Annotated in this window: 8 protein-coding genes; 6 read left to right on the top strand and 2 right to left on the bottom strand. The window is 68.8% G+C overall.

Annotated features, from left to right (window positions below; translation table 11 throughout):
• Positions 1–27: 27 nt before the first annotated feature.
• The 4 genes from G5V65_RS00180 (at position 28) to iolG (ending at position 5,227) form a co-directional block, all read left to right on the top strand.
• Positions 28–711: an ABC transporter ATP-binding protein gene (locus G5V65_RS00180; protein WP_165046405.1), complete on the top strand. Its 684-nt coding sequence runs from the start codon at positions 28–30 to the stop codon at positions 709–711.
• Positions 708–3,215 (top strand): FtsX-like permease family protein, encoded by a 2,508-nt coding sequence (locus G5V65_RS00175; protein WP_165046404.1) that lies wholly within the window; start codon positions 708–710, stop codon positions 3,213–3,215. The genes G5V65_RS00180 and G5V65_RS00175 overlap by 4 nt, the downstream gene beginning before the upstream one ends.
• Before the next feature lie 179 nt (positions 3,216–3,394).
• Complete coding sequence (locus G5V65_RS00170) at positions 3,395–4,177, top strand: SDR family oxidoreductase (protein ID WP_165046403.1); 783 nt, start codon at positions 3,395–3,397, stop codon at positions 4,175–4,177.
• Positions 4,178–4,225: 48 nt separating this feature from the next.
• A complete protein-coding gene (gene iolG, locus G5V65_RS00165; RefSeq protein WP_165046402.1) occupies positions 4,226–5,227 on the top strand; it encodes an inositol 2-dehydrogenase in 1,002 nt (333 codons plus the stop codon).
• 333 nt (positions 5,228–5,560) lie between these two features.
• Here the strand turns inward: iolG and G5V65_RS00160 are convergent, their stop codons facing one another.
• On the bottom strand, positions 5,561–6,199 hold the full coding sequence (locus tag G5V65_RS00160; protein ID WP_165046401.1) for a hypothetical protein: 639 nt from the start codon (positions 6,197–6,199) through the stop codon (positions 5,561–5,563).
• A 122-nt stretch (positions 6,200–6,321) separates the two neighbouring features.
• On the opposite strand from G5V65_RS00160, the gene argE reads away from it, so the two are divergent.
• The gene (gene argE / locus G5V65_RS00155; RefSeq protein WP_165046400.1) at positions 6,322–7,476 is read left to right on the top strand and encodes an acetylornithine deacetylase; all 1,155 of its coding nucleotides are present in this window, start codon (positions 6,322–6,324) and stop codon (positions 7,474–7,476) included.
• Positions 7,476–8,516 (top strand): tRNA 2-selenouridine(34) synthase MnmH, encoded by a 1,041-nt coding sequence (mnmH, locus tag G5V65_RS00150; protein WP_165046399.1) that lies wholly within the window; start codon positions 7,476–7,478, stop codon positions 8,514–8,516. Before argE ends, mnmH begins: the two co-directional genes overlap by 1 nt.
• 163 nt (positions 8,517–8,679) lie before the next feature.
• On the opposite strand, the gene rpoN is transcribed toward mnmH, so the two are convergent.
• Positions 8,680–9,936, bottom strand: a complete 1,257-nt coding sequence (rpoN, locus tag G5V65_RS00145; protein ID WP_165046398.1) for an RNA polymerase factor sigma-54 — start codon at positions 9,934–9,936, stop codon at positions 8,680–8,682.
• Positions 9,937–9,970: the final 34 nt, after the last annotated feature.

Genomic DNA, 9,970 nt, shown 5'->3' with positions numbered 1-9,970 from the left:
GCTTTGGACAGTTGGAAGGCGGTTTTCATGACTGATACGGTTCTGGCGCTGAAGGATGTGCGTTTGACTTTGGCGGGAAATGCGGGGCCGGTCGATATCCTGAAAGGCATATCACTGGAAGTTCATGCGGGCGAGACCGTGGGGCTGGTGGGGCCGTCGGGTTCGGGGAAGTCGTCGCTGCTGATGCTGATGGGCGGGTTGGAGCGGGCCACGGGGGGCGAGGTGCGCGCCTTGGGGCAGGATCTGACGGCGATGGACGAGGATGGGTTGGCGCGGTTCCGGCGGGGGAAGATGGGGGTGGTGTTCCAGTCCTTCCATCTGATGCCCACGATGACGGCCTTGGAGAATGTGGCGGTGCCGTTGGAGTTGATGGGCGTTTCCGATGCCTTCGCGCGGGCCGAGGCGGAGTTGGTGGCCGTGGGTCTGGGGTCGCGGATGGGGCATTACCCGAGCCAGATGTCGGGGGGCGAGCAGCAGCGGGTGGCGCTGGCGCGGGCGGCGGCACCGCGGCCCGCGATATTGCTGGCGGATGAGCCGACGGGGAATCTGGACGGGGTGAACGGGGCGGCGATCATGGATCTGCTGTTCGGGTTGCGGGATCGGCATGGGGCGACGCTGGTTCTTGTGACCCATGCGCCGGAACTGGCGGCGCGCTGTGACAGGGTGGTGCGGTTGCAGGATGGGCGTGTCGCGCCGGAGGTTGCGGGGTGAGTCTGGCATGGCGGATTGCGCGGCGCGAGTTGCGGGGGGGTCTGAAGGGATTCCGGGTGTTTCTGGCCTGTCTGGCGCTGGGCGTGGCGGCGATTGCCGCGGTGGGCCTTGTGCGGGCCTCGATCCAGCAGGGGCTGGCTGATCAGGGCGCGGTGCTGCTGGGCGGCGATGCGCAGATGGAGTTCACCTATCGCTTCGCCACCGAGGAGGAGCGGGCCTGGATGGAAGGCGTGGCCGAGCGGGTTTCCGAGATCGTCGATTTCCGGTCGATGGTGACGCTGGGTGACGAAACGGCGCTGACGCAGGTGAAGGGGGTGGATGACGCCTATCCCCTGCTGGGTTCGGTGGTGCTGGAGAGCGGCGATCTGCCGGGGGCGCTGGCCACGGTGGAGGGGCTTCCGGGCGTGGCGATGGACAAGGTGCTGGTGGAGCGGCTGGGGCTGTCGGTGGGCGACCGGTTCCGCATGGGGGTGAAGGAGTTCCGGCTGGGCGCTGTGCTGCTGCGCGAGCCGGATAGCGCGAATGGCGGCTTCTCGCTTGGCCCGCGCACCATTGTGCGGACGGCGGACCTTGCAGGATCGGGGTTGCTGGAGCCGGGGTCGTTGTTCGAGACGGAATATCGGCTGCTGCTGCCTGCGGGGACGGACCTTCAGGCGATGGAGGCGCGGGCCGAGGCGGAATTCGCCGATAGCGGCATGGGCTGGCAGGACAGCCGCCGCGCCGCGCCGGGGGTGGAGCGGTTCGTGGACCGGATCGGGTCTTTCCTGATCCTTGTGGGGATTGCCGGTTTGGCCGTGGGCGGCGTGGGCGTGCAGGCGGCGGTGCGGGCCTATCTGGAGGGGAAGGTCGCGACGATTGCCACGTTGAAGACGCTTGGCGCGGAGGGGCGGCTGATCTTCCGCATCTATCTTTTGCAGATCGCGGTTCTGGCCGGGATCGGGGTTGCGCTTGGCCTGATGCTGGGCGCGGCGGTGCCGGTGCTGTTCGGCGGTGTGATCGAGGCGGCGCTGCCGTTTCCGGCGGAGGTGGGGGTCTATCTGCTGCCATTGCTGGAGGCGGCGTTTTATGGGCTGGTGACGGCCTTCCTGTTTACGCTGTGGCCCTTGGCGCGGACGGAAGGGGTGCGGGCGGCGGCGCTTTATCGTGGATCGGGGCGCGGGGGGATGCCTGCGGCGCGGCATCTGCTGGCGATTGCAGGGCTTGCGGTGCTGTTGATCGGCGGGGCGGTGTGGTTTTCGGGCACGTGGGAATTGACGCTGGGATCGGCGGGCGGGGTGATTGCCGCGCTGATCGTGCTGGCGGGGGCGGCCTGGGGCCTGCGTCGGTTGGCGCGGGGCATGGCGCGGGCGGGGCTGGCGCGGGGGCGCGTGGCGCTGCGGTTGGCGCTGGCCTCCATCGGCGGGCCGAGGGAGGAGGCGGGGGCGGTGGTGCTGTCGCTTGGGCTGGGCCTGTCGGTGCTGGCGGCGGTGGGGCAGATCGACGCCAACCTGCGCGCGGCGATTGCGACCGACCTGCCGGAGCGGGCGCCGAGCTATTTCTTCGTCGATATCCAGCCCGACCAGATCGCGGGCTTTCTGGAGCGGGTGCAGACGGACCCGGCCGTGAGCAAGGTGGAAAGCGCGCCGATGCTGCGCGCGGTGCTGACGCAGATCAACGGGCGGCCCGCGAAGGAAGTGGCGGGCGAGCATTGGGTGGTGCGGGGCGACCGGGGGATCACCTATTCGGCCGAGCCGCAGGAGAATGCCAGGGTCGTGGCGGGCGAATGGTGGCCCGCCGATTACACCGGCCCGGCGCAGGTGTCCTTTGCGGCGGAAGAGGCCGAGGAGATCGGGTTGAAGCTGGGGGATGCGCTGGTGATCAATGTGCTGGGGCGGGATATCCCGGCGACGATCACCTCTTTCCGGCAGGTGGATTTTTCCAGCGCCGGGATGGGGTTCGTGATGACGATGAACCCGGCGGCCTTGCAGGGGGCGCCGCATACCTTCATCTCCACCGTCTATGCGGAGGAAGCGGCAGAGGCGGCAATCCTGCGGGATGTGGCGCGGGCCTATCCCAACGTGACGGCGATCCGCATCCGGGATGCCATCGACCGCGTGACCGAGGCTTTGGAGGCGATTGCGACGGCCACGGCCTGGGCGGCGGCGGCGACCTTGGTGACGGGGTTCGTCGTGCTGATCGGGGCGGCGGCGGCGGGGGAACGTGCGCGGGTCTATGAGGCGGCGGTGATGAAGACGCTGGGCGCGACGCGGGGGCGGATATTGGCGAGTTTCGCCTTGCGGTCGGGGTTGATGGGGGCTGCGGCGGGGATCGTGGCCATTGTCGCGGGGGGCCTTGCCGGATGGGCGGTGATGGTCTTCGTGATGGAGGCGGATTACTTCTTCGAGCCTGTTTCGGCGGTGGCAATCGTGGCGGGCGGGGTCTTTGCGACCATGGCGGCGGGGCTTCTGTTCGCGCTGCGGCCCCTGGCGGCGCGGCCGGCGCAGGTGTTGCGGACGCAGGAATAGGATTCGGAACAGTCTTCTGCGAAGCCTCAGACTTGCGATTATCGTAGAGAATTGCTGCTCTGCGTGGGTGGCGGGATCGGTTGACGATTTTCGTCAGACTGGAACATTCGGGTTGAAGATGCAGAGAAATGGAATAGAAGTTCCGTTTGCGGGGCTTGCCGTTCCATGCGGGGGGAATCATGCCGGATCATGCGCGGACGGTTGCCGTCATCACGGGGGGCGGGCAGGGGCTTGGCCTTGCGATTGCCGAGCGGCTGGTGGCCGAAGGATGCCGCAAGCTGGTGATTTCGGGGCGGAATGTCCTGAAGGGCGAGGCGGCGGCGGAGGGGCTGCGCGCATCCGGCGCGGATGTGCGCTTCCTGCCTGCGGACATGTCGGATGCGGGCGAGGCGGCGGAACTGGTGGAGCGGGCGCTGATGCGCTTCGGTCCCGTCAACGCCTTGGTCAATGCGGCGGCATCCACGGCGCGGGGGTCGATCCTTGATACCACGCCGGAAGGGTGGGACGAATTGATGGATACCAACGCCAAGGGTCCGTTCTTTGCGCTGCAACGTTTCGCGCAGGCGGCGGTGGCGGCGGGGCATCCGGCGTCTTGCGTCAACATCGTGACGATGAGCAGCCATTGCGGGCAGTCCTTCCTTGCCGGTTATGCGGCCAGCAAGGCGGCGCTGGCCAATATCACCAAGAACAGCGCCAATGCGCTGCGCGCCCATCGCATCCGGGTGAACGGGGTGAATGTGGGCTGGATGGACACGCCGGGCGAGGATGCGATCCAGCGGCAGTTCCATGGGGCGGGGGATGGCTGGCTGGAGGCGGCGGAGGCGAAGCAGCCGTTCGGCATGCTGGTGAAGCCGGGCCATGTGGCGGGGCTGGTGTCCTATCTGCTGTCGCCGGAGTCGGGTGTGATGACGGGCGCGATGGTGGATTTCGATCAGAACGTGAATGGGGCCTATGGGGAGTGATCCCCGCGGCCGGATGACAACGCCCCGGGCGGGCAGAGGAGTGGTGAAATGGCAGTCAGGTTCGGGCTTCTGGGTGCAGGGCGCATCGGCAAGGTCCATGCGAAGGCGGTGACGGGCGACGCGAATGCGAAGCTGGTGGCGGTGGCGGATGCCATGGCCCCGGCGGCGCAGGCGATTGCGGATCAGTACGGCTGCGATGTGCGGACGATCGAGGCGATCGAGGCGGCCAAGGATATCGACGCGGTGGTGATCTGCACGCCGACGGATACTCATGCCGACCTGATCGAGCGCTTCGTGAAGGCGGGCAAGGCCGTGTTCTGCGAAAAGCCCATCGACCTGAGCCTCGCGCGCGTGAAGCAATGCCTTGAGGTGGTCCGCGCGCATAAGGGGACGCTGATGGTGGGTTTCAACCGCCGCTTCGACCCACATTTCCGCGCCGTGCGGGCCGAGATCGACAAGGGCACCGTGGGCGAGGTGGAGATGGTGGTGATCACCAGCCGCGACCCCGGCGCGCCGCCGGTCGAGTATATCAAGCGGTCGGGCGGCATCTTCCGCGACATGACGATCCATGATTTCGACATGGCGCGGTTCCTGCTGGGCGAGGAGATTTCGGAAGTCGTCGCCACCGCGGCGGTTCTGGTCGATCCGGCCATCGGCACGGCGGGGGATTTCGACTCTGTGCAGGTGCTGCTGAAGACCGCATCGGGGCGGCAGGCGATGATTTCCAACTCGCGCCGCGCGACCTATGGCTATGACCAGCGGATCGAGGTGCATGGGTCGAAGGGCGCCGTGTCGGCAGAGAACCAGCGCCCGGTGTCCATCGAGGTGGCGACGGGGGCGGGCTATACGCGGCCGCCGCTGCACGACTTCTTCATGACGCGCTACACCGAGGCCTATGCGGCGGAGATCGCGACCTTCATCGCTGCGCTGAACGGCACGGGCAAGGCAGAGCCGACGGGTGAGGATGGGCTGATCGCGCTGGCCCTGGCGGATGCGGCGGTGAAGTCGGTGGCCGAGGGGCGTGTCGTGAAGATGTCGGAAGTGATGTAAGCTTTCGGATCATGGCGGGGTGACCCCCTTCAAGGCGGGGTGAACCCCGCCCTTCGCGCCGCGCTTTCTGCGCGGCGTTTTCGTTTTGGGGGGGTGGTGATCGGGCGTGGGTTCGGGGTGGCAGGCGGGCTTGGGTATTTGGGCCGAGACGAAGCAGGGGTGCTGCTGGTCTTGTGCGAGGCGCTCCGTTGCGGAGGGCGCTCCTGGTCCGGGCGGAAGGATTTGGGTATTTGGGCCAAGATGAAGGGGCGGTTTTTCTGCTTCTTCGCTGCGCAGCATGGGCGCGGAAATGCTGCGGTTTTCGCTGCGCAGCAAATGTTTTGGATCAATGGGTTAGTTGGTAAGCAGGCTGTAGGTCGCCGTGGTTTCGCCGAGGTTCGTGACGGTTATGGTGAAGGTGGCGTTTTCTTCGGGGACGAAGCTGCAAAGGGCGCGGTCGGCGGGGGCGGTGTCGAGGCAGATCGGGATATCTTCGGCGAGCGTCACGGAGAGGTCGAGATTGGCCTTGCCGTCGCCGAGGAGGCCGATCTCTGCGGGGCTTGCTGCGAAGAAGGGGAGTTGCCAGACCTGCGCCTCGCCCCCTGCGATGCCGCGGGTGGAGCGGATGACGGTCAGGGTGGGGGCGTTGGCGGATTCTGTCAGGGTGCGGGCGGTGAGGTCGGTGACGAGGTCGTCTTCCTTGGCCAGGGCCTTGGCGGCGGTGAACATCACCTCCGCCGTGGGATAGGTGGCGGGGACGGGTTCGCCGGGGGGCGTGGGGGCGCGGTCGTCGTCGGTGGCCGTGATGCCTGCGGCGAGGCGGGCGGCGGAGAGTGTGGCGAGCGGGTCCTTGCGCGCGAGGGCAAGGTCGAAGAGCGTATGCGCGTGGAGGAGTTGCGCGACTGCGCCGCCGTCGCGGGGGCTGGGTGGGGTGGTGGTTTCCTGCGCGACGGCGGGCGTGGCGAGGATAAGGAGGGCGAGGAAGGGGCGCATGGGAATCGCTTTCGTCTGTCTGGATGCGACCTTTGCACCCTGCGGCGGGGATGGGGAAGGGGCGGGGGTTCCGCTTCACGGTCCTTTGCGGTTAGGTGGTCGCGTGACTGGAGGGCCCCGGAATGGATGCGCGCGCGATACTGGAGCGGCTGATTGCCTTTGACACCGTCAGCCATCGGCCCAACCGGGCGCTGATGGACTGGGTGGCGGGGCTGCTGGCGCAGGCGGGGGTGGAGGCGGTGCTGATCCCGGACGCTTCGGGCGGGAAGTGCAACCTTTATGCGACGGTCGGGCCTGCCGATCTGGGCGGGGTGATGCTGTCGGGGCATACCGACGTGGTGCCGGTGGAGGGGCAGGCCTGGACCTATCCGCCCTTCGCGCTGACCGAGGATCAGGGGCGGTATTACGGGCGCGGCACGGCGGACATGAAGGGCTTTGTCGCCTGCGCGATTGCCGCCGTTCTGGCGGCGGCGCGGCGGGAGTTGCGGGTGCCGCTGCATCTGGCGCTGTCCTATGACGAGGAGATCGGCTGCATGGGGGTGCGGTCGCTGATCACGATGCTGGAGGGGGCGCCGGTGCGGCCCCGCATGTGCATCGTGGGGGAGCCCACGGGGATGGCGGTGGCGACGGGTCATAAGGGGAAGGTGGCGCTGCGCGCGACCTGTGTGGGGCGCGAGGGGCATTCGGCGCTGGCGCCGCTGGCCTTGAATGCGCTGCATCTGGCGGCGGATTTCGTGGGCGTGCTGCGCGGGGTGCAGGCGCGGGTGGCGGCGGAGGGGATGCGGGATGGCGATTATGACGTGCCTTATACGACGCTGCATGTCGGCAAGATGTCGGGCGGGGTGCAGGTGAACATCGTTCCCAATCAGGCGGTGGCGGATTGGGAGATACGGTCGCTGGCCGGCGAGGATGTGGCGGGGCTGATCGAGGAGGTCCGCGCGGGCTGCGCGGCCTTGGTCGCGCCGCTCAGGGCGGAGTTCCCGGAGGCGGAAATACGGATCGAGCGGTTGTGGGATTATCCGGGGCTTGGGACGCCATCGGATGCGGGGGTGGTGAACTTCGTCAAGGCTCTGACGGGGGCGAACGGGACGATCAAGGTGGCCTTTGGCACGGAAGGGGGCCTCTTCGACGCGCGGCTGGGGGTGCCGACGGTGATCTGCGGGCCTGGGTCTATGGCGCAGGGGCATAAGCCCGACGAGTTCGTGTCGGTCGAGCAGATGGCGCGGTGCGAGGCGATGCTGGCGGCGCTGGTCGCGCGGTGCGAGGCGGGGTTCTGATGGCGGTGGTGCTGAAATCGCTGGCGGATGTGCTGGCGCTGGATTTCGACGATATCATTGATGTCAGATCCCCGTCGGAATGGGCCGAGGATCATGTTCCCGGCGCGATCTCGCTGCCGGTGCTGGATGATGACGAACGCGCGCGGGTGGGCACGATCTACAAGCAGGTGAGCCCGTTTTCGGCGCGCAAGATCGGCGCGGCGCTGGTGGCGAAGAATGCCGCGGCGCATCTGCAGGGGCCGCTTGCGGACAGGCCGGGCGGGTGGCGGCCATTGGTCTATTGCTGGAGGGGCGGGCAGCGATCGGGGAGCTTCGCGACGATCCTGGCCCAGATCGGCTGGCGGGTGGAGGTGCTGCAGGGCGGATATAAAAGCTGGCGGCGGCTGGTGGTGGATGCGCTCTACAACGATCCGTTTCCGCATCGGTTGGTGGTGCTGGACGGGAATACGGGGTCGGCCAAGACCGAGGTGCTGAACCTCTTGCCTGCACGGGGGGTGCAGGTGGTGGATCTGGAGGGGCTGGCAAACCATCGCGGATCGCTGTTCGGGCATATGGGGGAGCAGCCGTCGCAGAAGGCGTTTGAGGGGCGGCTTGCGCTGGCGCTGGCGCGGCTGGATCCGGCACGGCCCGTGGTGGTGGAGGCCGAAAGCGCCAAGGTGGGCGAGTGTCGCCTGCCGCCACGGCTGTGGCGGGCGATGGTGGCCGCGCCCCGCGTGGCGATCGAGGCGCCGCGGGCGGCGCGGGCGGCCTATCTGCTGCGCGCCTATGCCGATCTGGTGGCGGATCCGGGGCGGCTTGACGCGGTGCTGGCGGCGCTGGCCCCGGCGCATCCGCGCGAGGTGATTGCCGCCTGGCGGGCCTGGGCGGCGGCGGGGCGCTTTGCCGAACTGGCCGAGGGGTTGATGGAGCGGCATTACGACCCGCGCTATGGCAAGCACCGCGCGCGGATGGATGTGCCCTGTGTCGAGGTGGCGGTGGAGGGGCTGGAGAATCCCGGCGGTCTGGCGGACCGGATCGCCGGGGTGCTGCACGGGATGTAGGGGCCGGGCGGGGGGGCAACGGCCCCCCCGCACCCCCCTGGTGCCCGGATCCTGCCGTCACGCTGCAGGCTGGCGTTGCGGGCCTCCATTCCCCGTGCGCCGGAGGCAGGATCAGGGACAAGGGGGGTGCGGGGGGACGGCTGTCCCCCCGCCCTTTCCCCGCTCAGCCGCGCAGGCGGCGGCGATGGGCGGGCGGGATGCCCTGCATCTCGCGGTATTTTGCGATGGTGCGCCGGGCGACGACCGCGCCTTCGGTTGACAGAAGCCGGGCCAGCGCCTCGTCCGAGCGGGGATGCGCGCGATCCTCGCGCGCGATGAGTTCGGCCAGCCGGGCGCGCAGCGCGGCTGCCGAAAGCCCCGGCGCGCTGTCATCGCCCATCCGGGCCGAGAACAGCGCCCTGAGCCAGAGCGTCCCGCGCGGCGTGTCCACGCTGGTGCCTGCGACGACCCGGCTGATCGTGCTTTCATGCAGGCCGAGCGCGGCGGCGATATCGGCCATCGTCATGGGCAATAGGCGGGCCGCCCCTTCCTCAAGCGCGGCCTGCTGGCGGCGCAGGATCTCTTGCCCCACGCGCAGAAGCGTTGCGTTCCGCGCCTCGACCAGGCGCAGCACGGCCCGGGCGGGGCCCTGGCCCTTGCCCCGGCCGGGGGCGACCTCGACGCTGGGCAGGGAGGAGCGGTTGAGCGCCACGCTCCAGCCCATATCGCCCTTGCGGGCGATGAGATCGGGTTCGCGGATGGGGGCTGCCAGCATGTCGAAGCTGGTGCCGGGCTTGGGGTTCATGGCGCGGATGCTGCGGATTGCCTGCGCCACGGCGGGATCGGTGACGCCCAGCTTGCGCGCAAGGCGGGCGATGTCGCCGGTGGCCACCAGATCGAGATTGTCGATCACGCCCAGAAGCACCGGGTCGGGCGCGCCCTCTGCCAGCGCCTGCAGGCGCAGGCATTCGGCCAGTGAGCGGGCGAAGAGGCCCGCCGGTTCGATGCGCTGCAGCCGGGTCAGCACGGCCACCACCTCGGCTTGCGGGCGGCGGGTCTCGGCGGCGATGCGCGCCAGCGGCGCGCCCAACCAGCCCGAGGGTTCCAGGTTCTCCGCCAGCGCCAGCGCGATGCGGGTTTCGGCGGCGGTGAACCCCTGGCGCGACAGCCAGTCGGTGACATGGGCGATCAGGCTGGGGGCCGCGCTTTCGGCATGGTCGGGCGGCGGTTCGCGGCCCTGGAACATCGCATCCCAGCGCGGCAGCCAGTCGCTGGCCGGGGGCGGACCCAGCATCAGGGCGGGGTTTTCGGCGGCCTGCTCTTCCAGATAGCGCGTCAGGCCCGCCGCATCGGCCCGCAGGATGCGGATGGAGGCCTGCAGCGCCACCGAAAGGTTCAGGCGCTGGGTTGTGGTGACTCCGATCCTCTGGCGGTGTGGCATGGCGCCAGTCTAGGGCCTGGGCAGGGCCGGGGCA

The organism is Paragemmobacter kunshanensis, from assembly GCF_011059185.1.
Taxonomy (GTDB): domain Bacteria; phylum Pseudomonadota; class Alphaproteobacteria; order Rhodobacterales; family Rhodobacteraceae; genus Paragemmobacter; species Paragemmobacter kunshanensis.
This window is presented reverse-complemented; position numbering and strand designations above follow the sequence as displayed.